The sequence below is a fragment of the Rhizobium sp. P1_E1 genome, from assembly GCF_056406015.1.
In genome coordinates this window covers 1-22,194 of sequence record NZ_JBFUAY010000041.1, presented here as the reverse complement: position 1 = coordinate 22,194, position 22,194 = coordinate 1, and the positions used below count along the sequence as shown (strand labels likewise).

29 protein-coding genes, 1 tRNA gene and 1 pseudogene are annotated in these 22,194 nt (G+C 59.7%); 13 read left to right on the top strand and 18 right to left on the bottom strand.

Features of this window, described 5'->3' with window-relative positions:
- Positions 1 to 137 precede the first annotated feature (137 nt).
- Positions 138 to 545: a hypothetical protein gene (locus tag AC1D1Z_RS16140; protein ID WP_027685663.1), complete on the bottom strand. Its 408-nt coding sequence runs from the start codon at positions 543 to 545 to the stop codon at positions 138 to 140.
- A gap of 261 nt (positions 546 to 806) precedes the next feature.
- On the opposite strand from AC1D1Z_RS16140, the gene AC1D1Z_RS16135 reads away from it, so the two are divergent.
- A tRNA-Pro gene (locus tag AC1D1Z_RS16135) sits at positions 807 to 883 on the top strand.
- Positions 884 to 978: 95 nt separating this feature from the next.
- Here AC1D1Z_RS16135 and AC1D1Z_RS16130 read toward each other — a convergent pair.
- Positions 979 to 2,214 carry a hypothetical protein gene (locus tag AC1D1Z_RS16130; protein WP_477851165.1) on the bottom strand — a complete coding sequence of 412 codons (1,236 nt, stop codon included), beginning with the start codon at positions 2,212 to 2,214 and terminating at the stop codon, positions 979 to 981.
- Positions 2,215 to 2,310: 96 nt separating this feature from the next.
- Here AC1D1Z_RS16130 and AC1D1Z_RS16125 point away from each other — a divergent pair, with 96 nt between their 5' ends.
- A complete protein-coding gene (locus tag AC1D1Z_RS16125; RefSeq protein ID WP_477851163.1) occupies positions 2,311 to 2,793 on the top strand; it encodes a glutamate ligase domain-containing protein in 483 nt (160 codons plus the stop codon).
- 18 nt (positions 2,794 to 2,811) lie between these two features.
- On the opposite strand, the gene AC1D1Z_RS16120 is transcribed toward AC1D1Z_RS16125, so the two are convergent.
- From AC1D1Z_RS16120 to AC1D1Z_RS16100, 5 genes are all read right to left on the bottom strand, one after another.
- On the bottom strand, positions 2,812 to 4,398 hold the full coding sequence (locus AC1D1Z_RS16120; RefSeq protein WP_477851161.1) for a hypothetical protein: 1,587 nt from the start codon (positions 4,396 to 4,398) through the stop codon (positions 2,812 to 2,814).
- A gap of 221 nt (positions 4,399 to 4,619) precedes the next feature.
- Complete coding sequence (locus AC1D1Z_RS16115) at positions 4,620 to 5,069, bottom strand: type II toxin-antitoxin system VapC family toxin (protein ID WP_446987433.1); 450 nt, start codon at positions 5,067 to 5,069, stop codon at positions 4,620 to 4,622.
- Positions 5,066 to 5,317 (bottom strand): type II toxin-antitoxin system Phd/YefM family antitoxin, encoded by a 252-nt coding sequence (locus AC1D1Z_RS16110; RefSeq protein WP_003557256.1) that lies wholly within the window; start codon positions 5,315 to 5,317, stop codon positions 5,066 to 5,068. Before AC1D1Z_RS16110 ends, AC1D1Z_RS16115 begins: the two co-directional genes overlap by 4 nt.
- A 246-nt stretch (positions 5,318 to 5,563) precedes the next feature.
- On the bottom strand, positions 5,564 to 6,586 hold the full coding sequence (locus AC1D1Z_RS16105; protein WP_047619271.1) for a LuxR family transcriptional regulator: 1,023 nt from the start codon (positions 6,584 to 6,586) through the stop codon (positions 5,564 to 5,566).
- Positions 6,587 to 6,595: 9 nt separating this feature from the next.
- Positions 6,596 to 6,784, bottom strand: a complete 189-nt coding sequence (locus AC1D1Z_RS16100; RefSeq protein ID WP_047619272.1) for a hypothetical protein — start codon at positions 6,782 to 6,784, stop codon at positions 6,596 to 6,598.
- Between the two features lie 181 nt (positions 6,785 to 6,965).
- Here AC1D1Z_RS16100 and AC1D1Z_RS16095 point away from each other — a divergent pair, with 181 nt between their 5' ends.
- The gene (locus AC1D1Z_RS16095; protein WP_018240992.1) at positions 6,966 to 7,205 is read left to right on the top strand and encodes a DUF982 domain-containing protein; all 240 of its coding nucleotides are present in this window, start codon (positions 6,966 to 6,968) and stop codon (positions 7,203 to 7,205) included.
- 26 nt (positions 7,206 to 7,231) lie between these two features.
- Here the strand turns inward: AC1D1Z_RS16095 and AC1D1Z_RS16090 are convergent, their stop codons facing one another.
- From AC1D1Z_RS16090 to AC1D1Z_RS16080, 3 genes are read right to left on the bottom strand one after another with little or no spacing between them, the layout of a single operon-like run.
- Positions 7,232 to 7,456, bottom strand: coding sequence for a hypothetical protein (locus AC1D1Z_RS16090; protein ID WP_477851157.1), 225 nt, complete (start codon positions 7,454 to 7,456; stop codon positions 7,232 to 7,234).
- Positions 7,453 to 7,689, bottom strand: a complete 237-nt coding sequence (locus tag AC1D1Z_RS16085; protein WP_477851155.1) for a hypothetical protein — start codon at positions 7,687 to 7,689, stop codon at positions 7,453 to 7,455. Before AC1D1Z_RS16085 ends, AC1D1Z_RS16090 begins: the two co-directional genes overlap by 4 nt.
- 11 nt (positions 7,690 to 7,700) lie before the next feature.
- Positions 7,701 to 7,964, bottom strand: a complete 264-nt coding sequence (locus tag AC1D1Z_RS16080; protein WP_477851153.1) for a hypothetical protein — start codon at positions 7,962 to 7,964, stop codon at positions 7,701 to 7,703.
- Between the two features lie 453 nt (positions 7,965 to 8,417).
- Between AC1D1Z_RS16080 and AC1D1Z_RS16075 the strand changes: the two genes are divergently transcribed.
- Complete coding sequence (locus AC1D1Z_RS16075; protein ID WP_018240996.1) at positions 8,418 to 8,636, top strand: hypothetical protein; 219 nt, start codon at positions 8,418 to 8,420, stop codon at positions 8,634 to 8,636.
- A gap of 205 nt (positions 8,637 to 8,841) precedes the next feature.
- Here AC1D1Z_RS16075 and AC1D1Z_RS16070 read toward each other — a convergent pair whose 3' ends face one another.
- Complete coding sequence (locus tag AC1D1Z_RS16070) at positions 8,842 to 9,489, bottom strand: S24 family peptidase (RefSeq protein WP_018449194.1); 648 nt, start codon at positions 9,487 to 9,489, stop codon at positions 8,842 to 8,844.
- Between the two features lie 142 nt (positions 9,490 to 9,631).
- Between AC1D1Z_RS16070 and AC1D1Z_RS16065 the strand changes: the two genes are divergently transcribed.
- From AC1D1Z_RS16065 to AC1D1Z_RS16025, 9 genes are all read left to right on the top strand, one after another.
- Positions 9,632 to 9,823 (top strand): hypothetical protein, encoded by a 192-nt coding sequence (locus AC1D1Z_RS16065; protein WP_028742847.1) that lies wholly within the window; start codon positions 9,632 to 9,634, stop codon positions 9,821 to 9,823.
- Positions 9,820 to 10,014: a hypothetical protein gene (locus AC1D1Z_RS16060; protein ID WP_130728913.1), complete on the top strand. Its 195-nt coding sequence runs from the start codon at positions 9,820 to 9,822 to the stop codon at positions 10,012 to 10,014. The genes AC1D1Z_RS16065 and AC1D1Z_RS16060 overlap by 4 nt, the downstream gene beginning before the upstream one ends.
- A 215-nt stretch (positions 10,015 to 10,229) precedes the next feature.
- Positions 10,230 to 10,547, top strand: a complete 318-nt coding sequence (locus AC1D1Z_RS16055; protein WP_477851150.1) for a sigma-70 family RNA polymerase sigma factor — start codon at positions 10,230 to 10,232, stop codon at positions 10,545 to 10,547.
- Positions 10,540 to 10,905: a hypothetical protein gene (locus tag AC1D1Z_RS16050; protein WP_477851148.1), complete on the top strand. Its 366-nt coding sequence runs from the start codon at positions 10,540 to 10,542 to the stop codon at positions 10,903 to 10,905. Before AC1D1Z_RS16055 ends, AC1D1Z_RS16050 begins: the two co-directional genes overlap by 8 nt.
- Entirely contained in the window at positions 10,871 to 11,266 is a 396-nt protein-coding gene (locus AC1D1Z_RS16045; protein WP_446956684.1) for a hypothetical protein, read from the top strand. The genes AC1D1Z_RS16050 and AC1D1Z_RS16045 overlap by 35 nt, the downstream gene beginning before the upstream one ends.
- Positions 11,263 to 11,562, top strand: coding sequence for a GcrA family cell cycle regulator (locus tag AC1D1Z_RS16040; protein WP_130759388.1), 300 nt, complete (start codon positions 11,263 to 11,265; stop codon positions 11,560 to 11,562). Before AC1D1Z_RS16045 ends, AC1D1Z_RS16040 begins: the two co-directional genes overlap by 4 nt.
- On the top strand, positions 11,559 to 11,756 hold the full coding sequence (locus tag AC1D1Z_RS16035; RefSeq protein WP_018241004.1) for a response regulator transcription factor: 198 nt from the start codon (positions 11,559 to 11,561) through the stop codon (positions 11,754 to 11,756). Before AC1D1Z_RS16040 ends, AC1D1Z_RS16035 begins: the two co-directional genes overlap by 4 nt.
- 13 nt (positions 11,757 to 11,769) lie before the next feature.
- Positions 11,770 to 12,363: a hypothetical protein gene (locus tag AC1D1Z_RS16030; RefSeq protein ID WP_477851145.1), complete on the top strand. Its 594-nt coding sequence runs from the start codon at positions 11,770 to 11,772 to the stop codon at positions 12,361 to 12,363.
- A 74-nt stretch (positions 12,364 to 12,437) separates the two neighbouring features.
- Positions 12,438 to 12,998, top strand: a complete 561-nt coding sequence (locus tag AC1D1Z_RS16025) for an Imm42 family immunity protein (RefSeq protein ID WP_080671825.1) — start codon at positions 12,438 to 12,440, stop codon at positions 12,996 to 12,998.
- 272 nt (positions 12,999 to 13,270) lie between these two features.
- Here AC1D1Z_RS16025 and AC1D1Z_RS16020 read toward each other — a convergent pair whose 3' ends face one another.
- The 7 genes and pseudogenes from AC1D1Z_RS16020 to AC1D1Z_RS15990 all read right to left on the bottom strand — a co-directional run bounded on the left by AC1D1Z_RS16020 (position 13,271) and on the right by AC1D1Z_RS15990 (position 22,022).
- Complete coding sequence (locus AC1D1Z_RS16020; protein WP_130759391.1) at positions 13,271 to 13,837, bottom strand: hypothetical protein; 567 nt, start codon at positions 13,835 to 13,837, stop codon at positions 13,271 to 13,273.
- A gap of 96 nt (positions 13,838 to 13,933) precedes the next feature.
- Positions 13,934 to 14,359, bottom strand: coding sequence for a DUF7674 family protein (locus AC1D1Z_RS16015; RefSeq protein WP_028734471.1), 426 nt, complete (start codon positions 14,357 to 14,359; stop codon positions 13,934 to 13,936).
- A gap of 348 nt (positions 14,360 to 14,707) precedes the next feature.
- On the bottom strand, positions 14,708 to 14,944 hold the full coding sequence (locus tag AC1D1Z_RS16010; RefSeq protein ID WP_477851196.1) for a hypothetical protein: 237 nt from the start codon (positions 14,942 to 14,944) through the stop codon (positions 14,708 to 14,710).
- Between the two features lie 159 nt (positions 14,945 to 15,103).
- A complete protein-coding gene (locus AC1D1Z_RS16005) occupies positions 15,104 to 15,940 on the bottom strand; it encodes a CPBP family intramembrane glutamic endopeptidase (protein WP_446945366.1) in 837 nt (278 codons plus the stop codon).
- A gap of 323 nt (positions 15,941 to 16,263) precedes the next feature.
- Positions 16,264 to 18,894, bottom strand: coding sequence for an autotransporter family protein (locus tag AC1D1Z_RS16000; protein WP_477851141.1), 2,631 nt, complete (start codon positions 18,892 to 18,894; stop codon positions 16,264 to 16,266).
- 144 nt (positions 18,895 to 19,038) lie between these two features.
- A pseudogene (locus AC1D1Z_RS15995) lies at positions 19,039 to 19,167 on the bottom strand (ATP dependent DNA ligase); the annotation flags it as partial.
- A 332-nt stretch (positions 19,168 to 19,499) separates the two neighbouring features.
- Complete coding sequence (locus AC1D1Z_RS15990) at positions 19,500 to 22,022, bottom strand: arylsulfatase (RefSeq protein WP_477851139.1); 2,523 nt, start codon at positions 22,020 to 22,022, stop codon at positions 19,500 to 19,502.
- Positions 22,023 to 22,194 lie beyond the last annotated feature (172 nt).

Here is a 22,194-nt window from a genome sequence, read left to right as displayed (position 1 = left end):
GTCCCTTCGCCCCGTTTACGGGGAGAAGGTGGCGGCAGCCGGATGAGGGGCCGCCCCGGTGCAAACGCCGAGACGTGGTCAGCAGCAGAACAGGCGGCACCCGGCCGCCTGTCTTCGCATCTCAAAAAAACCGTCCGTTACTTCTGTTCGGGCGCCAAAAACTCTGCGCAATAGGACGGGCCGTCGACGCCGGGGATGTCGGCGACGGTGCGGATGTCGCGGATGGTGTAATCGGAGCTGGTGGTGATTTCGGCCTGGCAGCGCAGATAGGCGGTGCGGGCGGACGCGATCTGCTTGCCGCGCTTGCCGTCGGCGCCTTCGGCATATTTCGCCGGGATGCGCACGGTCTTGTAGCCGCCGCGCCAGGTATAGATGGTGGTCGAGCCTTGCTCGCTGTCGCTGATCGGCGGGCCGTAGGCGGCAAAGAAGATGCCGGCCGATTTGCCGACCCAGCGGGCCTCGATCGGATTGCCGGCGGAAGGAATGGTCGTGCATCCGGCAAGCGCAATGGCAAGCCCGGCCGCGGTCATGGTGCGGAAATTCATCGTGTCGTCCCTGATCTCAAGCGCAGTGGCTGCGAAGCCGCCGTCGCAGCGGTTTCGCCTGTCCCGTCTGCCCTTTAGCGCGGAACCTGGCAAAAGAAAATTGCCCCTTTGACACTTCCGTTCGATTTGCGAGAGGTGTGGCTTTTTGCTGCAGCCGCGTGACCCCAGACCTGTCACGTCACCGTCAAAAAATCCCCCGGCTTTTTGGAATTTGGTGCTTGTGCAACCAGATAGGCTGTTCTATAGAAGCGCCGCTGGTCACGGAGTGTAGCGCAGTCTGGTAGCGCACCACGTTCGGGACGTGGGGGTCGAGTGTTCGAATCACTCCACTCCGACCAGCTAGAAACCCCGCTCCGGCGGGGTTTTTCGTTTGTGCTGATCTCAGTCAAAATTCCCCAGGATTACAACCCGTCGTTCGGGAAATACTAGCCTCTCACTTGATATCGTCGGGGATGACCTGCCATTTACCCCACTGCCGTGGAATCATCCGTCTGATCATGCGCTGATCCGGTTCTTTYAGATCGGATTGTGAGAATCTGCCGCGCTGTGGCTGCCGAGATAGCGCTACGACTTCCTTGAGGTTCTGGCTGATCTCTCTGTGGACCGCAGGGTTCTCAACTATCGGCGGCTTGGGAGCGGTCGAGTGACCACATTCTCTCCAAAGGCGTGTCGTGAGATACTTCTCGTCATCTGGCGGCGTTGCAGCCAGCCTGAACATGCCTTGGTTTCGATCCTCTTCCGGAAGCGCCGAAAAATATTGGTCTAGCTTGATTAGGTCGTGCTTCAGTTCAGCACCCGTCACCATCTTCTGCCCCTCCTTCAGAAACAGCGGTGCGATCCGGCGGTGCAGCCGATCCTCAGATATGAAGAGCGTGCAGAATGGCAGGTAGTAAAGATAGGCCACATCGGTTCGATTGCTCGGCCGATCAGGCGATATGATCTTCTTTGTCATCAGGAGGTTGAAGAAGATGTCGATCGTCAGGCAATAGGTGAAGTAGGGCGCGTAGTCCGTCAAAGGCCTGTAACCAGATGCCTTCCAGCGAGCTTCGACGGCTCTCCACATACCGGGATCAAGTCCAAGGAAATAATATCCAAGCTTGAGGTTGAGGAAATGTTGCCCATCCCTCCGAAGAACTGCTGAGGCAATTCGCAGCGCATCTTCGGGGTTCTTTGGAGCCTCCTCAATCAGAAGAACCTGTTTCGTGAGGGTAGCGAGTGCGCTGTTATCGAACTCTTTGAGCGCCTTCCTCCAGCTGGCCGCGAAGTCCCGCTCGACGTCGTGGAAACGCTCGTCTTGCCACCGCTCGAACGCTTTTGATTCCGGCGTCTGTTCATTGACGATGGCAACTTTTCCCTTGTGCATAACCGGGATACCGCCCTGAATATGAGGTCGGCCATCCATCACAACTGGACTTCCGAGGAGTTCTTTCAAGCACAGAGCCAAGTGCGAGACGTTGGGATAGGAGTGCATGACTGGCGTCTTCCTAGCCACATCAGCAACGATCTTCTCCCGGGTTCGAGATTTTGGGTCCTGCTTCTCCAGGTCGGCAAGGACTTCCACATAGAAGATCGGCGAGATGACTGTCGAAAACATCAAGTCGAACAGAACAGCCTGGTCAACGCTCAGCATCTCAAGGAACGATTTGTCGAATAACGCTAACGGTCCCAATGCACACCTCCCAGTTTCGGACCGCACCCTATCACTCTTGACTCTTCGACCGAGAGAGAACGCAACAAGAACGAATGAGGCATCGAAAAGGCATCGATGTCGGAACCGCTTGGAGAACAGCTCCTCGATCCCTCAACGATCGCAACTGCCCGCCTGCCGGGACGGCTCGAAAAAATCGCGGTCAACACCAGCCACAGCGACAATGCCAAGGTCAACGTGGTGCTGGACGGAGCGCATGTCCCCTTCAACCTTGCTGCGGTTCTGAGTGACCTCTCACAAGAAGAAAAATACCGCGCGCCTTGCATTGCCGTCATGTCAATCGCGGACGACAAGGACGCGGCAGGCTTGCTGTCGACGATGACGCGCCACGATATATCGATCATCTTCACCACCGTCGGCGCCAGATCGCGTTCGCCGGAACAGCTGAAGACGATTGCCGACACCCTCGGGCTGCTGAGCATCGTCATGTTGGACCCGCTCGAGGCCTATCAAGAAGCACTGGCGGGCGCCACGGAATCGGGCGCTTGGGTTCTCGTCACCGGATCGCTCTATCTCGTCGGCATCATCCGAGCGGCGTGAGCTTGACCGGGTGCGATCTCAGCCGCCGACTGTGATCTCACCATCCGCAACACGTTTGACAAATATCTTTAAACCGTCATGCCTGAGTTTCTTCCAGCCGCCATCGGAAACCATTGATTTGGCCAGATCGGCAAACCCCGTGGTGAGGTAGGGAACCTGCGATGCCGGTCGTTTGCCGAGCGCTTGAATCAGGCAGTCGGTTTTTGGTGGGGACGAGAACGTGTTTCCTGAATGGTTCATGCGGATCTCCACATGATCTGTGCCGTCTGGAAACCGGATCGTCCCATAGCCGCACTTGGCCGCCGCATTCACTTCGGCCTTGGAGAGATTGTCTTGCAGAACAAATGACAGCTGGCTGAAACTGTTGTCAGTGTAGTCGAACTGACCCAGTATGATGAAGTCCAGCTCGTTCTGTCCCTTCTTGGCGGCTTTGATCTTGCCGAAGAAGTTGGAATTCACCTTGGTGTCTTTACCCGTCTTCATGGCAAGCATTTCGCCGAGCTTGATATAGGTCCTCGGTTTGGACGAAAGGTTTTCGGTACCAGCCGCGGCGTTGCCCGAAGGCAGACTTGCGGTCTCCGGCTTGGCATAGGCGTCAGCGAAGGCTTGCAGCGTCGTGAGGTTGAGCGCTTGGGGAAGCGAACCGCTCTCGAACTTGCGGCAAGAGAGCGCGGCTTGCCGTGTTGCCTTGTCGGGCTTGCCCTCGAGATTCCCTGGCTTGCAGCCCAAGTGAGCCAGTTGCTGCTGCAACCTCTTGAGCAAAACGGCTTGTTCGGCGGAATAATTGCCGACACCGCGGGTCACACTGACATTGCGGACATCGATGCCGATACCGTCCGGCTGCACCACGTCAAACTGGGACATATGATGGTCATAGCTCTTCCAGTCACCGCCCCAACCCATCATCACCGGGCCGAGAATGAAGTTGAATGATTTTGGGTCGCGGTTTGATTGCGGCTCGCACTCGTTCGATTCCCAGCAATGCGGAGCTTGGTTGGTTGCTTCGCCTTCGGCGGCGTAGATCACCTTGTTGTCGCAGCTTGCCGTAACCCAGCCGCTCTCATCGTTTGCCCATCGGATTTTCAGCGAGAATGTCGCCCATTTGCCGAAATCTTGCGGTTTCTGGCACTGGCGGGCGAGAAAGTTCACGCCGTTGCGCGTGTCGGCTTTCAGCATGTAGATGAAATTGTGGATTGCCGGTCCTTCCCAGGACGCCAGGCGCAGATGGCTGTCCCAGCCATCGGGATAAAAGCCATTGGCGGAGTTGTTGTGCCAGCCTTTGTAGGCAAAGGTCGGATCGAGCCGGAAATCGAACTTGTATTCGACGCTTTCGCCAACCCTCATGTCTCGCGTATAGCGAATTGTTGAGCGGACGTTGCCATTGCGACAATCATTTTCGCCGCGTCCATCGCCATAGTCGACATTGGAACACTGACGGTCGAATATCTCAAACCGGGTCACGCCGTCCTTGACCTCCGGTCTGACCGACCCGTTGAACTTGTGGCGCTCAAAACCCTTGGGGAGCGGATCGGCAATCGCTGCGGCGTGGGGCACAAAAACCATCAGCGCGCCAACCGCCAGTCCAACTATGGGATTTTTCAGCACAGCTCCCCCTCCAAATTGGACTCCAACCATATCACGATCTCTCTTGGACGGTCGGGTTTAGATCAGGTTCAGATCGGTGCGTGAGGTGCTGCGCCATCAAGCAGGTGCGGCGGTCGAAGCTGCCAAGCTGCTTGTGGTTTCGAGCCGGTGCGGCGGGCGTTTATGACGGCAGCCAGGGCGAGCGGACATCAAGTGCGGCTCGTGATCGGCGATGCTTCGGATCATTCCGACCGGAACGCGGCCGGAAGATCAACAGCGACGTCAAGCGGCTGGAAATGCCGCAGGTTTTCCGTAATGACGGTGAGGTCGTAGGCTCGCGCGGTCGCCGCGATGATGAGATCGCCAAGGCCGGGATGACGGCCTTGGCTCTCGGCGGCATCTTCCAGGGCGCCGACGATGCGCGCGACAACGGTATCCATCGGCAAGATCCGATCCCCAAAACTGTCGGTGATGAAGTCCAGCCATGCCGAAAGGCGCTTTGCCCGCTCGATCCCGCCGCGACGGTGAAGGCTCCGCATTCCCTTCTCGATTTCCGCGATCGATAGAGCCGACAGAAAGAGAGCATCGGCTTCGCCTTGCTCACCGAACCATGCCCGCACCGGATCGGACGGCGCCACCTTGCCCGGCGCGAACTTCGAAATGATATTGGTGTCGAGAAGGTAGGCGGTCACAGATCAATATCGCGCATTTTCGATGGGTTCCGCTCCAGCTCGACCCCACCGGGAAACGTCAACAGGAAATCCCCGAAATTCGGCCGTGGCGTCTTCAAAGCCCTTTTCGCGGCCTCGGCTGCTTCGACGGACACAAGCACGGCAGCCGGCTTTCCGTGTCGCGTGATCGTCACGAATTCCCCGTTTGCCGCTTCATCCACCAGTCCGGCGAAACCGGCCTTTGCCTCTGCCACGCTGATCGTCGACATTGCGGCCTCCTGTCTTAAATGACCATATATGGTCAAAATAGACATTGCCGCCGACGGAATCAAGAGGGGAGTTTTCCATGCAGCAGCGCTTTAGAATCAACCGACCGAAAGCCCACCCTTCCTCTGGTTATAATTTTTCCGCAGGAAAGTTATAGCCAAGGCGCGGCTGAACAGGAACGGTGCATCGTCCGCATGGATCCAGTTCGAGCCTGAACGATTGGCCCAACCAGGCGCCCGCGGTCGAGGCTATTGGCTCGGAGCTCCAGCGCTCAGCAGCGCCCGCACCAATGCCGCCTGGTTGCGTACGCCGGTTTTGTCGAAGATGCGCTGCAGCTGGGTGCGCAACGTGTTGACACTGACCCCGAGCAGATCGGCGGCGGCTGCGAGGTCATGGCCATCGACGATCAGGCGCGCAAGCCGGGTCTGCGCCGGCGAGAGGCCGAAGACCTCCCGCGCGCTCGCGATCCGGCGCGCCACCGTCTCGGCGTCGTCGAAGGAGACCAGTGTCTTGCCGTCCTCAAGCAGGACCCAGCAGTGGAGTGGAATCCCGGCTGCGTCCTCGCCGAGCGCCACCGCCCAGGTCTGCTTCGGCGCGATGTTCAGCGGTCTCTGGCTCTGCAGCTCGCGGAACGCCAGGCGCACCGCCTCGCGTAGCGCAGGGTCGTATTCGCGCTGCCGGGCACGTAGGCGACCGGCGGCGGCGACGAGCCCGGGATGCCCAGGCATCCGCTCCCGCGCCAGCCGGTTCGTCCAGAGGATCCGCGCATCCGCGTCGACCTCGATCAGCGGGCAGTTCGCCTCCTCGACGCTGCTCTCCATCATCACCATGCAGCCGATCTTCCAGGCGCCGTCGATCCGCTGGAGGATCCGCAGCTGGCGCTTGCGATCCTCGCCGGTGTCGCTGCCGATCTGATCGAAGGTCATCCAGGCCATGTTGCCGTCGACGACGATGTTGACCTTTTCCCAGCGGACGCGCTCGGCGAAAGCGTGTTTCTCCGGGAATCGCTCGACGATCTTCTTGATCCGCGCCGCGATCGGGTCCCAGCCTTCGTCCACCCGGACGCCGAGCGAGGCGAAATATTCCATCCGCCGGGTCTGCGGCGACTGCACCCAGTGGCTTGCCAGCGCCTCGAAGTCGCGCTGCAGCCAGGCCTCGGTTTCGGCGCGGATCACTGCCATGATCGCCGCCCGGTCAGCCTCGCTGTCGTCCATCGCGCGGTCCCCCGTGACAACGGATCGCAGCATAGCATGATCGGTCTGTCGGAGCATGGCGGCACCTCATGTGTTGATGACGCCGGCCAGAAGCAGCGTCACGCCGGCGGTCGCGGCAGTCAGCCCGAGGAGCCGAAGCCGCAGGCGCGGCAGGGTGATCTGATTTCGGTAGTATCGGTCCTCGGCCGCGGCGCTCATCTGCGAGGGGCGGCGGCGGTTTGGCATGTGCGCGGCGACGAGACTTTGAAGGTCCATTGTGTTGCCTCCTGGTACGGGCTTCATCTGCCGTATTCTCGCACGCATCCGGGCCGTGCTCTGTCATGCAGGCGGAGGACATCGGGCTCGGCGCCCGGCTGGCAAACGAAGAATCACCTCAACTGGAACGAGTCTCGAAGTGATTCGTTGAGTCGGATGTCCAGCGTGAGGGGGCTGCATCATGAGCAGGCGACGAAGCTTCAAGCCGGTGAAAATCACCATCAATGGCAAGACGAGAACGGTCTATAATGTCGTTCAGGCGGGCAATACCTTGCTGAACGATTGGCCCGAGCAGACGCCGGCGGCGAAGGCCGCCGAACGTCTTGTGCTCGATGTGTTCAATGATGCGGCCGGGCCGGAGCAGGTGCGCCGCGCATTCATCACCGCGGCGAAGGCCAGCGACATCAAGTTCAGCTCCTGATCGGTGATATCTGGAACAGCCTTGGCTCACTTCCATGACACCTGTTCCTGATGGCTGAGATCCTGGTTCTTGAACTGTGTCTCCATCCAGGCGGCCGTAACGATTGCCGCGAGGAAGCCGAAGGTGAGGCAGGTGATCGCCTGGGTCCGCCACGAGACGAAGGTGACCGGCGCCGGGGTGACGGGCTTTTCGGCGCATTCGCCTGGCGGGCAGGCGCAGCCGGAAAAGGCCTCGATCAGGCAATCGCTCATGATGGGCCGCCTTTCATCGTGTCGATGGCGGCGAGGATCTTCTGGTGAAGCGGGCAGCCGTGATCGGCGCTGCCGTCGAAAAAGCGTTCGGCCTCCACCAGCGCCTTCAGGAGATCGGGCGCCCCGGCCGTGAAACGGGCCTTGGCGCGGGTCTTTTCGGTTGCCGCGGCGCGTCGGGCGGCTGGAAGGGAAGGGCTCTCGGTTGAACCAGGGGTAAGGTTGGCGGCAGGCATCTTCGTTCCCCTCAGGCGTAGAATTGATCGTTATTGGTGATGCCCATGATCTCGCGGGCATAGCGGTAGTGCTCCTCGACGCTGGCCGCAGCACCGCGCAGCCAGGACGGGCCGCGGATCGCGTGTTCGGGACGGCGGAGGTAGGCAAAGCCGAGGGCGCCCATGCGCTGGGCTTCGTTGGCCATATAGGCGCGGCAGTCGTGGGTCGTGCGCGCCGCATTCCAGCGGGCATCCCGCTTGCTCTCCTCGGTCTCGATATTGCGGATGTGCTGCATCGCCTGTCCTCTCGCGCCTCTGATCGGCTTGTGAGAATAAGGTATTTATTATACCTTATCGTGTCAACCGTAAAAGGTATAAAAAATACCTCTTGGATTGACGAGGTACGAATCATAGGCGTATGCCTGTCGCCAGTGATTGGGCGACCGGGTGCAACTCCCGAGCTGACGAAGCCCAGCGGCGCGGGAAGCGAAAGTCCTTAAGTGCGCTGTCAGAAAATCAGGACGAGGGCGAAGCGAATGGCCCCTCTGGCACGTGTCCCATCCCGGCTCCGGCCTTCAGGACTTGGCCAATGCTCTCCCGGCTTCATGGGCTTTGCTCATGGGGTAGGGGGAAGCTTTGGCCGGAACCCTCCCTCACCAGCCTTCAGGAACCTTCTCCTCCTAAGCTGAAGAGAGAGGAATGAGAACTGAAGTTGGAGTATGATGCTAGGAGAAAAAAGGAGGCCGGCGATGCGCAGCGAAATCGAAATCACCGACGAAGTGATCGAGGCGGGTCTGGATGCGATCACCGAATTTTACGATCCGTGGGAGGAGAAGCTGCCGAAGGACATGTTCCCCGCAGCCATCCGGTCCATCCTGGTGGCGGTGTCGAGAGTGGTGCGCGAACGGCATCCGGAGCTTCCGCAATTTGTGGTTTCAGAGGATGAATCCTCCCGATACCCCTCATGATCCCGGCTGGGGATCGGCGAGCTTCGGAGCGAAATCCTACAGGCCGTACATCTCGCGCGCGGCGCTATACGCCAGGAGCAACACCGCTATCGTGACGATATAGAACCAGATTCTTCCGGCGCGTGAGGAAGGGCGTATCATCCTGTTTTCCCTACTGAAATATGATTGATTCGCGGCGTTATTTTCGAGCCTTGCGCTCTCATCCTTACATCTCGATGATCGATCGGCGGACGCGGCCGACGATGGTGACGGCGCCCTGGAATTCCGGCGGCGGCACGTCCTCGTAGGACGCCGGCTGGAAGGGCGGATTGTCGTTCGGGCGATAGCGCTTGTAGGTCGCAGCCCCCGTCTCGTCGGCGACGACATAGAGCGCGTTCGGCGCCAGGCGCTTGTCGCGCAGATTGACGAAGATGATCGAGCCGGGCGGCGAGATCTTGTTCATCGAATTGCCTTCGACCTCGAGCGCGATCCATTCGCCATCGGGCAGATCGAGGGCGGCGACCGTCGGGAATTCCGAGAAGTCGGTGATCGGCGCCTGCTCGCTCAGCTGCCCGGCGCTGACCCAGGAGATCTTCGGGATATCGGCGACGGAGACCGGCAGCTCATCCGGATCGAGCGCGTTGCCGGTGCCGAACTGCAGCCAGTTGAGATTGACCTTGAAAGCGCGGGCATACTTCTTCGCATCGGCAATGCCGAAGCCGTTGCGGCCGGACTCATGCGCCTTGTAGACATTCGCATTCCAGCCGAACCGATCGACGATCGCCTTCGGCCCGGCAAAGCCAGCATTCTTCCTGGCCATGACGAGGCGCTTTGCGCGTTCTTCGCGTTCAAATTGTTCCTGCTCTTTCAACATGATATAAAAAATACCCTAAATTAAGGTACATGTCATGCCCTAATGTGCTTGACATTACGGGTATTAATTGTACCCTAATCGCCATGACAAACACCGACATCAACAACAACGGACAAGCTTTCCGGGATGGGGAGACGACGCCATGAGGTTCACCATCTCCTCGGAAGAGAAGCTCGCCATGGACGTCATGCCGACCGGCGTCGTCATTCACCGGCCGCAAGGCCCAAGGGGAGGGCGGATGTCCGCGATATCAGTTCGCAACGAGGATATCCCCTTCCTCGCCAAGGCCCTGCAGCAGGTGCTGAACGCCAACCGGGAGGTGGAGTCGCTATGACCATCTCCCCGAAAACCACCGCCCGCTACACCGGCTGCCCGAATTGCGGCAAGGCRCTGTCGATCGCCGAGGTGATCGAGCGCCACTGCGAGAATTGCGACCGGCCGACGCGCCCGGAAGAGATCAGCGAGACGATGATCCCGCCCGGCGCTCAGCCGATCACCAACCCCGATAGCCCAGCCCCTCCCTGACGGCTATCGGTGGCTGGCGTCGGCGCTCCTCCCTCGGCGACGCCAGCTCCCGGGCGCACTCGCGCCCGAAACCCAGGCGGCGGCCTGGCAGACGACCGGAGCCTTTGCTCCCAGCGCCGGCGCTCCGGTCGTCACCCCTGAAAAATCAAAGACGTTGGCAGCACCCGCTTCGGCGGCAATGGCGGACCGCGTTCGCGGGAAAGAAGGATCAAGCGATGAGCATCCAACTCAAGACCGCCCCGGCGCAGCAAGGCACTGATATGAACGCGCTCGAGCTCTTCCGCTCCGGCCGGGACTATATCGAAATCGCAGCCCTCCTCGGCACGTCGGTGCCGTCGGTGGAAACCGAGATCCACAAGCTTCGCAGCGCCGAGAAGGGCGACACCGCCCACGAGGATCATGCCGGCTCGGAGATCCGCCGGTTTCCCCGCCGCCCCCTCAAGCCGGGCACGCCGGTGAATTTTGCCGGCGGGCCGCGGAGGCTGCTGGTTGAGGAGGCCATCTCAATCGGGAAAGGGACATCGCATGGGTAAGGACACAGTGAACCGGGAGATCATGGACATCCTCAGCCCGGTGCTGGGGGAGGAGCTCGCGGCAGCGATCATCGAGCATCGCAAGCGCACGCTGAAGAAGCCGCTGACGGTCTATGCCGCCAGGATGCAGGCGAGGGAATATCTGCTGACCGGCGACCCGGTCGGCGCCGCCGAGATGCAGATCTTCCGCGGCTGGCAGGCAATCAAATGCGACTGGTACCTCAAGGAGAAGGCGAGGGAAGCCGGGTCGATCAACAGCAGCGCGAGAAGGACGACAGTCGATGCCGCAAGAGATTTCCTCTCCGGTGAAGATCATAGCTGGGATGCTTTCGGGTTTCCCGGCATCCGCAGGCACTGATCCCGACATGCAGATCCGCGCCTATCTCGTCGCCATCGAAGGCATCCCGCTGGAGGCGGTCTGGCAGGCCGCCAAACTCTTCATCTCCGGAAAGGTCAAAAACCACAACCGCGCCTTCGCCCCGAGCTCAGCCAGTTTCGCCGAGCAATGCCGCCATCAGCAGGCGGCGATCGAGGCGGAGAGCCGCCCGCGCATGGAGGCCGAACCCGAGACGCCGCAGCCGAAGGTCACAGCCTACAAGATGCAGTTGCTGCGCGACGCCGCCAATGGCAGCCGCAGCGCCAAGCGGGAATTGGCGAAGATGTTTCCCGACAACCCGATCATTGCAAGGGCCGCACGATACGAGGAGGCATTGAGATGACCATCACCTTTTGGACGGAAGACAAGATCGTCAAGGCGGAAAAGCTCTGGAAGGAAGGGCTGTCGGCCAGAGAGATCGCCAACCTCTTCGGCTCGAAGAAGAACACCGTCATCAACATGGCGCACCGCAACCGCGACAGGTTCCCCTCAAGGCAGGACGCCTGGCATCCGCAGCCGAAGGCGGGCCCGCCCGTCCAGCCGATCCGCCATCCCGACCGCGTGACGCGGGTGACCCTGTCGGGCGCGCATGTGACGATGCCGCGCGTGCCCAGCATCGATGGGCCTGCAGAGCCATGAGCAACGTCACCCCACGCGAAACCGAAATCATCCGCTGGATGGCGGCGGGCAAGACGGCCGCCGAGATCGGCACCATTCTCGGCATCTCCCACATCACCGTGAACACGCACATTGCCAACGCCAAGGCGCGGCTCGGCGTCTTCAAGGATACGGCGCTGGTCGCCGCGGCACTCAGAAACGGCATCATTCGATAGAAGGACGATCAGCATGGGCGGCAAAGCCACCAAGGTGAAGACAGGGCGGGTCAACAAGGGCGCCGGCCGGCCGCGCAAGGAGAATGTCGAGCGTTTTCCCTGCGGCAAGATCAAGCCCTTCGAAACCGAGAAGGAGAATATCAGCGTGGCGATATCAGCCCGCCGCCGCATCCACGGCTTCGGCCGGACGGTTGATGACGAGACGGTCAAGAGCCCCTTTGCCGGCTACACCCTCGGCCGCATGTTCCTCGACGGCCTGATCACTTCAGAACAGCGCCAGGCCGGCGACGACTACGCCGAGGCAATCGCCCGCTACCACAAGACCACAGGCATCCCGGCCCCGAGTCCGAGGGCGCAAACGCTCTTTACCGTCAAAGGCCACGAAGGCGAGGTCACCGACACCCTCGCCGACCGCGCCCGCAAGGCCAGCAACCGCATGATGGCCCTGCAGGGCATCCTGCTGCGCTGCCCTGATGGACCGCAGGTCAGGAGCACGGTCTATAACGTGACGGTGATGGATTACGAACACTTGCGCCAGATGCCGCCGCAGCAATTGCTGTGGCTGCGGAGGGGGCTGACGGCGTTGCGGGGGGCGAGAGGTGGGTGATGAATTCAGACAGCGTTGGTGGGTTCTGTCTTTTTGCGTTACATGCCCATGGATCGCGATAGGGAGATAACGCTGTGATTGTCGGGGACCGCACCGCATTTGCCATTGAAAGCGAAATCACGAAGGCATTTCCCAGTATTTCACAGCGCGCGTTGGGTTCCTTTGTCCTTCACATCCGGGGACGAACCTTTGGCGTCCAGGAGCCGGATGCGTCGATGTTGGGTCACTCGTTCCATGAGGTGAATGATCGTCTGCGACGACGGGGAACACATTGTATTCCTGTTTTGGCGGATATTGACGCAGCCCAGATCGCCGATGCCTATCTTGATGCCATATTTCGGGAAACCACACGAACTGACTATTTCGGCCTGTCGCGTGAGGAATTTACCGAAGCTATCCATACAAGCGCAGTAACATGGGCTCCGGACGGCGATGAGGCCTTTGATGACGGAAGCTACGTTCTGCAGTTGGACGTCGGAAACAAGGTTCGCCTTATCGCCTTCATCAACACGGACTCTCCCGAAGATGTCGGTGCCACGCTCAGCGAAGAATGGTTGGACGCTGGTCTTTTCTACGGTGTTCTGTCTCGCTGGAGCGAGCTGTTCGCCGCAGAATGGGCAGAAAAGTCGAGCTAAGCCGCCCTTATGCCGTCTGCCATTGCTGTATTTGCCGCAGAGCTCACCCCACCCTCCGTCTTCGTCGGGCTTGCCCCGAGGATCCATGCCGGCCTCCATCAGCAACGGGCATGGATCCCAGGCTCAAGTGTAAAGCCCGGAGACATAGCTGACAGGTGTTCGGAGACATGCCTGACAGTCAGTCTTGGCTTTTGAGGTCGATTTTTGCGACCTGTGTTGCGCCGAAGAAGACGCCTTAGAGACCGAGTGAAGGACGGTCTTGGTACTTCAATTCACCCGTTGGGTTTTGGTGGTCGCGGCTCTGCGACGTTATCTTCCTGCGTTCGAGTCGGATAAGAGCCGCCCTCTATTTTCCCATTATTGAGGTTCAGTTGCAGTGGTAACCAGCTATCGGAGAACGGATCGTATGCCTCACCAACGACGATCATTCCCGAGCAATCGATATTTCGTATGCCGTCCCAGGACACGCGAGGACTCTGCCATAGTGTTCGGTGTCCATCGAAAGACTCAAAACGCAACCCATTCGAGAAGACCATCGCGTGCAACTCGGGTTGATACCAGCATTGATCAATGGGACCCCCAATCTCGCGGGTAAGTTTGCGCTCATCGGAATCAACGATGTATCCAGCGCCTCCAGCCACAACAAAAACAGCTCGGGGACCAAATTCTGAATAGACGGCACTTAAGCCATCTGGACTAAATTTCGCAAAATTTGCTACCCAGGCCTCTCCCTTGGCGTTGATGAACTCCACGATTAAACCTTCCCGAAAAGCGTTTGGCTTGGGGAAAGAGAGGGCGGGAGGTCCGTATGCGGGAAGACCTGGAAGAACGCGCGTCATCAACATACTCCGAGGCTAATTTCAGACTAACTCAGTGGTCAAGAATGACTTTCTCAATCCCTCCAGACTTTCGTCTCCAGAGCCACTGGCCTGACCTCAAATTATCGGTTTTCCCGTGGCCCAAAATTCATGAACCTTGGTCCACCATTTGAGAGTTTCCGGTTGCAGCCATGGGAGAAAATCCTCTGGGCGAGTTTTGCGATGTAAACGTCCATTCTGCAAATCTTCGAGGAGACCTACCGTAGCAGCTTCTTGCACATATGGGTCGCCGTTGATGTGCCAGCGTTCGACAACATCAAAGATCGCTTCAAACCGATGCGTGTTGCCGGTTTCCAAATCCTGAATCAGATGACGAGCAAGCTCTGACAGTGCCAAGTAAAGTGGCAACTCGTCGGCAGATCGATACTCCTCCCGGAATACCTCCCACTTTTCACGAAACGATGGGTCAGCCTGCAAAAGCGGCTCAAACATATTCGAGCGATCGAACTCGAACGAAAGCGCGTTGACGTTGTTTTCGGACATAATACTTTCTGCTCTTCCGATGCGTAAGCGGTGTGCCGCTCCGCTCACACCTGGGCAAAAAGATCCGGTTTCGGTGTCAAAGACAAGCGGCCTTAGTCGCTATGGAAACTCTGCGCCAAAAGCCTGACGCTCACCCGCGTGGGCGCTGATCAGGTCCATCGCATGGTCTTCCATCCGCCATCGCTGTCCTTGCCGCAGAGCTCACCCCACCCTCCGTCGTCCTCGGGCTTGACCCGAGGATCCACGCCGGCCTCCATCAGCAGCGGCCTGGAGACACGGGCGGGAGCAGGGGCGAGGGGGCATGCTGCGACATCTGTGATTACAGCCGTCTGCCTTCATGGCAAGGCTTCACGAGGCTGAGAATTTCACCAAGACACCGCGCTGCCGAAAGTAGGCCTCCATCCGCTTCCTGCCAGAACGGTTATTCTGCACGAGCCTGGCCGGGTCGAATACGGCCTCCTTTAAACCCGTCCGCGTCAACGCTGCCTTGAGGGCCGCGATATGCACGTCGATGTCGGCGTTGTCCGCCTGGAGCGACTCATAAATGCGGTTTGTTGCATCTGCTACGGTCGGTTCGCTCACGATTACACTCCTGTTGTCGTCTGGCTGGCCTGACCGTATTGGGGTGAAACCTGTTCACGTCAATGGGTGACAATGAATTAGAAGATTTCGCCGCTTTCGAAGATGAAGCGCCATAAGCAGCCCTGCCATCGGGGTTTGCTACCTTATCGCGCCAGGAACAGACTACGCTCTAGGTTGGTTTCGGGGCATGTGCGTATTCGGCTTGCCGGTAAGCGTCGCCCCGTAGAGCATAACAACGACCAGCGCAGTTACACACCACGTCGCGACCAGCAGCATGATCTGGCGTTGGCTGTCGATCGCGTTCAGGCCGAGATTGCCGGTGATGACCAGGCCGTCGGCGGCGTGGGCGATCAAGGTCATGAGCACGCTGCCCCTGGTGTTGTTGAAGAGCCAGCCGAACACGATCGTGAAGGCGAAGGTCCCAAACAGCGCGTAAGCCGGCAGCATGTCGAGGAGGACGAGCGGCACGTGCCAGATGACAACCAGCACGCCGAGGATGGCGCTCGCGACGAGCGGCAAGTGCCGTTCCTGCAGAAGCGGAAGGGCGAAGCCACGCCAGCCGAGTTCTTCTTGCATCGGGCCGTCGAGGGGATTGACGAGGCGAATGGCGAACATCATCAGAATGGTCGGCACTGAAGCGATCAACGCAGCCGTGGGGTTCGGCCCGCCGAAGACCATGTTCAGATAAGCGGCCGTCACGCCGATCGCCGGCGCTAGGAGCAGGGCGACCGCAAACCATTCCCAGCCCACCCGCCAGATGGCGAACTTCTTAAGGAGCGCGCCGATACCGGGCCTGCCTCCGGTGATTGCGGTCACGATCAGGGCGGCATAAAGCGGACCAGGCACCATCAGGAGGAAAGGCAACGCGATCGCGCCGGTGAGGAGAGTGCCGGCATAGATCCGCTCCGGCAGGATCCAGCCGAGCCAGGTCAGGATGTAAGCGATGGCGAAAAACGCAACGAGCGGGTAACGGCTGATCTGCCCGCGGATGGAGGTCATGTCGGTTCCTTTGCTTTAACACACGGAGTGAACGACCCAGCCGCTGAAATCCATTTCGACTAGGCCGCAAACTCATAAACGGGGTTTCGGCAGCGGTATGTTTTTGATTCAATGAGGCTTTGATTTGGAGGCCTTGCATGACCCGACGTCATTTCGACCTAACAGATTTCGAATGGGCGATCATTCAACCGCTGCCTCAACCAGAAATCATGCGCCCGGCCAGTTGTTGGCGGGTTCTTCGACCACGCCGGGATCATCCGCTGGAATACGAGGACTAGTCATAGTTCGGTTTGATGCCGCTCTCCGCGGCGCGGTCGCCGGACCTACCATTTCACACTGAATCCGACCTTGGCGCCGATAGTGTTGCTGTCGCCGAAATCATTGAGGCTGGTGCGGGCAAAGGCTTCAGAGTGGGCTGCATAACGCTCGTCGGACCAACTGAGCGAGCCACCGAGGCCAAGACCGCCCCAGAAGGCCTGGTTTTCGCTGATGACGCTGGCCCCCGAGACGTCGACATTCGATCCGTCGAGGAAGTCGTAATAGAGATTAGCGATTCCATAGAGCGTCGAGCGGCTGGAATGTCCGGAGGCATCCTTCCACTCGCGGTCAAAATCGGCCGAGACGCCGAGGCGGCCCGTCAGGCTGTCACTGTCGTCGAGTGATACATTGGCGTCATAGGCATCGGTGAAGCTGTCGAAGCGCACCGAGGAATAGGCGAGCTGCGCCTGCGGCGTCAGCGACCACTGGCTCGTCAAAGCAATCTTCTGTCCGGCTTCGACACTGAACCCATAACCGAGCCCGTCATTGCCGTCGGCAAGCGAAGCTTGAAGTGTCGAGGACTTCAGGTCGCTGTCATACCATGTGACGGCAGCCTGAGTGTCGACGTAAAGGCCGCTCTTGCCGTACCAGGTCAAGGTGCCGTCGAAGCCATAACCAGTGGTGTCAACGTCGCCCTTGCCGAAGCGCGAGGAAATGTCGCCCGAAGCGGTTTTCACATGGAAGCTGAGCCCGCCAATCAACGCGCCTGCCCCGCTTTCACGCAGCATTCCGTCGACTCCGGCCTCCAGCGTCCAACTGTTCACCTCGTATTGGGTGCCGGTCGTCGAATGTTCCGGCTCGAAGTGCGAATGCGTACCATCTATGCGGGTCCAGATTTCGGTGGCGGGGGTATTGGCGTCCTGGTCGGCGGATCGACCTTCGTCGGCCGCCCACCCACCTGTGCGCTGGCGTAGCGTGCCGAACTGGTTGAGGCTTTGCAGCACCCCGGAATAGGCCTCGTAGAGCGGGACACCCGGCGCGTAGATCGGCCCAATCGGGGCGTCCGCGGCATCCAATTCGGTCGAACGCAGATACCAATTGCCATCGGCAGGCGTGCTCACGCCGCCTTGGTAGAGGCGATAAGCATATGCCCCCGCGACCACCGCCTGATCACCGTCGAAAACATAGTCGCCGAGCAGCGAGAAGTTGCCGGCGGATATGCCGCCGACATCGATGATCTTAATGCCCTCGACCGTCTGCGCGCCGCCGCCACCGAGATTGATGACCGTGACATTGGTCGTACCTGCGGTATCGCCCGCCACCACCAGACGGTCGGACGGCGAGGCATCGCCGCCGAGGATTGTTTCGATCTCGAGCGTCCCGCCACTGCCTGTATAGTTGCCTGCGATCGTCAGCGTGCCGATTGAATTGCCGGGCGCGATCGTGCCGGCATTGGTCACATCGCCGAAAATCGTGCCGATGCCTCCAAGAATGCCGCTGCCCGATGTCGTGAGCGCGCTGTTGATCGAGCCGTTGACGGCAAGCCGGCCACCGCTCAAAGTCGTCGCGCCCGCATAGGTGTTGACGCCAGAAAGCATCTGGCTGCCGCCAGAGACGGTCAGTCCGCCCGTGCCGCCGATGACGCCCGCGAAAGTGTCGTTGGCATTGGCGATCGTCAGAGTTTGGGCTCCGAGCAGTACGCTGCCGCTGCCGGCCAGGCTCTGGACGGTCGGGGTCGTGGCCGCCGAAACATCGAAAGTGCCATCCGCGACAACCCGGCTTGAACTGGCGATAGCGCCGGCGCCAGATAGCGCGAGGCCGCTGCCGAAGTCGATCTGCGTCTCGCCGGTATAGATGCTGCTAGCCAGGAGGCTGAAGACACCGCCACCGGTAACGGTCAGGCCGCCGACGCCTGAAAAACCCGACGCCGCATCGGTTCCCACGGCAAAGCCGGCGGTGTCGATCGTCAGCCCGCCTGCGAGCAGATTGAGTTCGGTGCCGGAAAATCCGTTGATGAAGGTCGCGCTAGCGGCGGTCGCGCGCAGAATGCCATCGTTGAAATTGGCCTGGCTCGCACCGGCGCCGCCCCGAAGGGTTAGAGCCTGGAGGATGCCACTGCTGCTGATGTTGAGCGTGCCGGATGATGACGGGCCGCTGCCGAGAACCGTGTTCCCTGCCTCGACGAACCCGCCGTTTTCAATGTTGAGGATGCCGGTGCCTGCAAAGCCGACATGAAAAGTTCCAAAWAATACGTCCCATTGCGATCCAGAGCCGGTCACGGTGACGGTCCCGGAGCTTCCGGCTACGACCGCAAGCCGGGCGATGCTTGTGTTGGTCAAACTGCTGCCGTTCTGGATCGTGAGTGCGCCAGGCACACCTGCGACTTGGCCCACGTTTATGGAGCCTGCCGAGACGACCACTGGCCCGCTGACGCCGAGGATTGCATCAGGCCGACTTGCACCCCCTGCGGCAATGTTGACGGTTTGACCTGCCACAGGAGCGGTCCCGGTCGACCAGTTGCTCCCGTTCGTCCAGTCATTGCTTGTCGCGCCGGTCCAAACAGCGGTTTGGGCCGATGCCGCTCCTGCGGAGAGCGCCACCAGCGCCGCCCCCAAGGCACCGATCAACAGACCTCGCAGAGTCAGAGATGTGGCGGCCATCTTGTTGATGGCTCGTCTCAGCATATTGCAGCTCATGATGGTCCCCGGAATCGTTTACAGAACAATACGGTAGGTAAGGCGCAGAAGGATGACAACCTGCTGGCTCAAGTAAACTCTCCTAAAGCTTGAACAATTCCTTGCCCACTTCAGGCAAGTTGTAGGGTTTCAAAGCCGGAGCGATTACGCCAGCTCATAGACAGTCGCCACATCAGCCGCGTCGCGCAGCCCTTTGTAAGACGCATGCCTCAGCTTGCCGTCATGCGTCCATGCCCGATACTCGATCTCGGCAACAAGCTCCGGCCGAACTTCAATGAATCTCTCAACCCGATCGGTAACCAGATTTAGCCCCAGATATGGCCGGGAGTTAGCGTAGCTGGCGGTGGCTTCACCGCCAGCTACCGTCACGAGTCCAGGCGTATTACATGCGCTCGGATATGATGCTTTTCTCTGGTCACAACTGCGACGGCCCGAGCTTGACCGTCAGCTTGCCGATTGTCCCAGTAAACGGGAACGGTAGTTGGGTCCCAGTAAACGGGAACGGTAGTTGGTAGTCGTTGCCGTTTATTTCTCTTCGGGTGTTGATGAAAGTGGGCAAGGCGACCAACATCGGCGTTAGCCCAAGGGAACGTTGATAACGCATGTTACTTGGCGTCCTGAGCGCTTTGATTGGCCTCGACCAATTTTCTCTGGTCTTCCGGCGTCAGCTTAGGAGGCTCTACTGATATAGACAGCCTATTGAGCTTGCCAGTGAAGGGGAATGGAACCTGATAGTCGCGGTCATCGATCGGGGTGCCGGTCTTCGAGCCGATGTCGAAAGTCTCATCGACCGGTAGGATGAGCGGAACAGTACGCTGTATAGCCTGCGTTGCCACCGTCTTGCCGTCCACGGTTAGCGTTCCCGTTCCGCCACGACCGATCCCGCTGAGATTATTGAAGGCAAGCGTCGCGAAGCCAAGACCGTCATATTTGAAGTCAAACTCGACGGTGTGCTTGCCGGGCGAGAGCGCTTCGGGGCCTTCCCAACGGATCCGGTCAAGACCGAGAAGGTTCCAGGTCACGACCGGCTTGCCTTTCAGCAGGTACATCCCGTAGCCGCCAAACCGTCCACCTTGGGAGACAATCGCACCATCCCCACCTCCTTGTGGCACATCAATGTCTGCGGTCATCGTGTAGGAGGTATTGAGAAGATTGGGCGCCACGCTTTCCGGCAGGCCGGTCACCGGTTGCTTATAGGTGAACAGGTTTCGTCCTGCTGTCACCGACGGGCGCGGGGAAGCGAGGCGCGTCGCAGCGGAAGCGTCCAGCGGCAGGACTTGATACTTCGCAAACTCGCCGAACATCAGGTCCCTCATTTCCTGGACCTTCGCAGGATTGGCGGCGGCCAGGTCGTTGTTCTGGGTCCAGTCGTGCTGGACGTCATAGAGCTCCATCTTGAAGGCGGTGGCGGGATCGTCGACCGCCTTGCCGGCCAACTCCCAGGGCGCACGGATCGGTAGTGCGCTCAGCATCCAACCGTCGTCGTATAGACCCTGCGCCCCCATCATCTCGAAATACTGCGTGCGGTGCCGTGAGGGCGCCTCGGCACTGGCCTTGTCGAAGGTGTAGGCCATGCTCACGCCCTCGATCGGTTTTTGCGCTATGCCATCGACCATGATCGGTGCGAGAACGCCAGTCGCCTCGAGGATTGTCGGCACGACGTCGATCACATGATGGAATTGCGACCGAATTCCGCCCTTGTCGGAAATGCGCGCGGGCCAGGAGATCGCCATGCCGTTTCGGGTGCCGCCGAAGAAGGACGGGATCTGCTTCGTCCATTTGAACGGGGTGTCGAGGGCCCAGGCCCACGGAACGGCATAGTGCGGATAGGTCTCGTTGCTGCCCCACTGGTCGTAAAACTTCAGGTTCTGGGCAACGGTCGGATTGATGCCGTTGAACGGGACCAATTCTGCGAAGGTGCCGTTCATCGTGCCTTCGGCGCTCGCGCCATTGTCGCCGCTGATGAAGATGATCAGGGTGTTGTCGAGCTTGCCCATATCCGCGACGGCCTGGACCACGCGGCCGATCTCGTGATCGGTATACATCAGGTAGGCGGCGTAGACGTCCGCCTGCCGAATGAACAGCTTCTTTTCATCCGCCGACAAAGTATCCCACTTCTTCAACATGTCCGGCCATGCTGTGAGCTGGGCGTCCTGCGGGACCACGCCAAGCCTTTTCTGATTGGCGAAGATCTGATCGCGAACGTCGTTCCAGCCTTTGTCGAACAAATGAAGATCGCTGGCCTTCTCGATCCACTCCGGCGTCGGGTGGTGTGGCGCGTGTGTGCCTCCCGGCGCGTAGTAGAGCAGGAACGGCATCGCCGGATCGATCGAATTCAACTGGTTCAGCCAGCCGACGGCGTCGTCCGCCATGGCGGTGATCAGGTTCCATTGCGGATTGCCGACAAAGGGAGCGATCTGCGTCGTGTTGCGAAACAGCATGGGCGACCACTGGCTGCTGTCCCCACCCATGAAGCCATAGAAATATTCAAACCCCATGCCGGTCGGCCATTGATTGAACGGGCCTGCCTGGCTGGTCTGATAGGTCGGCGTGTTGTGATCCTTGCCGAACCAGGAGGTGCGGAAGCCATTCTCAAGCAGGATACGGCCGATCGTGGCGGTGTCCCTGGGAAGAACACTATCATAGCCGGGGAAGCCGGTGGCCTGCTCCGAGATGACGCCGAAGCCTTCTGAGTGGTGATTGCGACCTGTGATGAGACACGCACGCGTCGGCGAGCAGAGCGATGTTGTGTTGAAGTTCGTGAAACGCAGGCCGTCGGCGGCGATGCGGTCCAAAGTGGGCGTCGGAATGACGCCTCCGWACGTCGAAGGAGCGCCAAAGCCAACGTCATCGGTGATAATCAAGAGAACATTCGGCGCGCCCCTTGGCGGCACGACACGCGCCGGCCATGCCTGTTTGGACTGCAAGGCGTTGAGGTTGATCGTGCCCTCAAACGGCGGCGGTGGCGGCGGGAGATAACGCCCGTCGATCGTTCTCGTGGCGTTGGGCGAGCCCAACTCTCCGGTCACGGTTTGCGCGGTCGCCGGGCCGACAAATCCTGAAAAGGCGACGAGAGAAACGGCGGCCAGAAGACCATCTCGAAGTTTTAATTTGCAATGAAATCGCATGCGAATTCCTCCCCTTTGTCTCGAAAGCAGGCTGAATAACAAGCAGTGAGTTCATGAGCGCGGTGATGTCGGCACGCGGCCTGCGCTGATCGTCAGGCCGGCTCGTATGCAGCCGGCAGGGTGAAGGTTTGTGAATGTGTGGTCAAGCAAATTCTAATATAAGAACCAAGCC

Bases quoted from the DNA above. Each gene is read 5' to 3' on its own strand.
- AC1D1Z_RS16140 (WP_027685663.1), bottom strand. From the start codon at position 545: ATGAATTTCCGCACCATGACCGCGGCCGGGCTTGCCATTGCGCTTGCC.
- AC1D1Z_RS16125 (WP_477851163.1), top strand. From the start codon at position 2,311: ATGTCGGAACCGCTTGGAGAACAGCTCCTCGATCCCTCAACGATCGCA.
- AC1D1Z_RS16110 (WP_003557256.1), bottom strand. From the start codon at position 5,317: ATGTCGACGATCAGCGTGGCAGAGGCAAAGGCCGGTTTCGCCGGACTG.
- AC1D1Z_RS16105 (WP_047619271.1), bottom strand. From the start codon at position 6,586: ATGCTCCGACAGACCGATCATGCTATGCTGCGATCCGTTGTCACGGGG.
- AC1D1Z_RS16100 (WP_047619272.1), bottom strand. From the start codon at position 6,784: ATGGACCTTCAAAGTCTCGTCGCCGCGCACATGCCAAACCGCCGCCGC.
- AC1D1Z_RS16095 (WP_018240992.1), top strand. From the start codon at position 6,966: ATGAGCAGGCGACGAAGCTTCAAGCCGGTGAAAATCACCATCAATGGC.
- AC1D1Z_RS16090 (WP_477851157.1), bottom strand. From the start codon at position 7,456: ATGAGCGATTGCCTGATCGAGGCCTTTTCCGGCTGCGCCTGCCCGCCA.
- AC1D1Z_RS16085 (WP_477851155.1), bottom strand. From the start codon at position 7,689: ATGCCTGCCGCCAACCTTACCCCTGGTTCAACCGAGAGCCCTTCCCTT.
- AC1D1Z_RS16080 (WP_477851153.1), bottom strand. From the start codon at position 7,964: ATGCAGCACATCCGCAATATCGAGACCGAGGAGAGCAAGCGGGATGCC.
- AC1D1Z_RS16075 (WP_018240996.1), top strand. From the start codon at position 8,418: ATGCGCAGCGAAATCGAAATCACCGACGAAGTGATCGAGGCGGGTCTG.
- AC1D1Z_RS16070 (WP_018449194.1), bottom strand. From the start codon at position 9,489: ATGTTGAAAGAGCAGGAACAATTTGAACGCGAAGAACGCGCAAAGCGC.
- AC1D1Z_RS16065 (WP_028742847.1), top strand. From the start codon at position 9,632: ATGAGGTTCACCATCTCCTCGGAAGAGAAGCTCGCCATGGACGTCATG.
- AC1D1Z_RS16055 (WP_477851150.1), top strand. From the start codon at position 10,230: ATGAGCATCCAACTCAAGACCGCCCCGGCGCAGCAAGGCACTGATATG.
- AC1D1Z_RS16050 (WP_477851148.1), top strand. From the start codon at position 10,540: ATGGGTAAGGACACAGTGAACCGGGAGATCATGGACATCCTCAGCCCG.
- AC1D1Z_RS16045 (WP_446956684.1), top strand. From the start codon at position 10,871: ATGCTTTCGGGTTTCCCGGCATCCGCAGGCACTGATCCCGACATGCAG.
- AC1D1Z_RS16040 (WP_130759388.1), top strand. From the start codon at position 11,263: ATGACCATCACCTTTTGGACGGAAGACAAGATCGTCAAGGCGGAAAAG.
- AC1D1Z_RS16035 (WP_018241004.1), top strand. From the start codon at position 11,559: ATGAGCAACGTCACCCCACGCGAAACCGAAATCATCCGCTGGATGGCG.
- AC1D1Z_RS16030 (WP_477851145.1), top strand. From the start codon at position 11,770: ATGGGCGGCAAAGCCACCAAGGTGAAGACAGGGCGGGTCAACAAGGGC.
- AC1D1Z_RS16020 (WP_130759391.1), bottom strand. From the start codon at position 13,837: ATGACGCGCGTTCTTCCAGGTCTTCCCGCATACGGACCTCCCGCCCTC.
- AC1D1Z_RS16015 (WP_028734471.1), bottom strand. From the start codon at position 14,359: ATGTCCGAAAACAACGTCAACGCGCTTTCGTTCGAGTTCGATCGCTCG.
- AC1D1Z_RS16005 (WP_446945366.1), bottom strand. From the start codon at position 15,940: ATGACCTCCATCCGCGGGCAGATCAGCCGTTACCCGCTCGTTGCGTTT.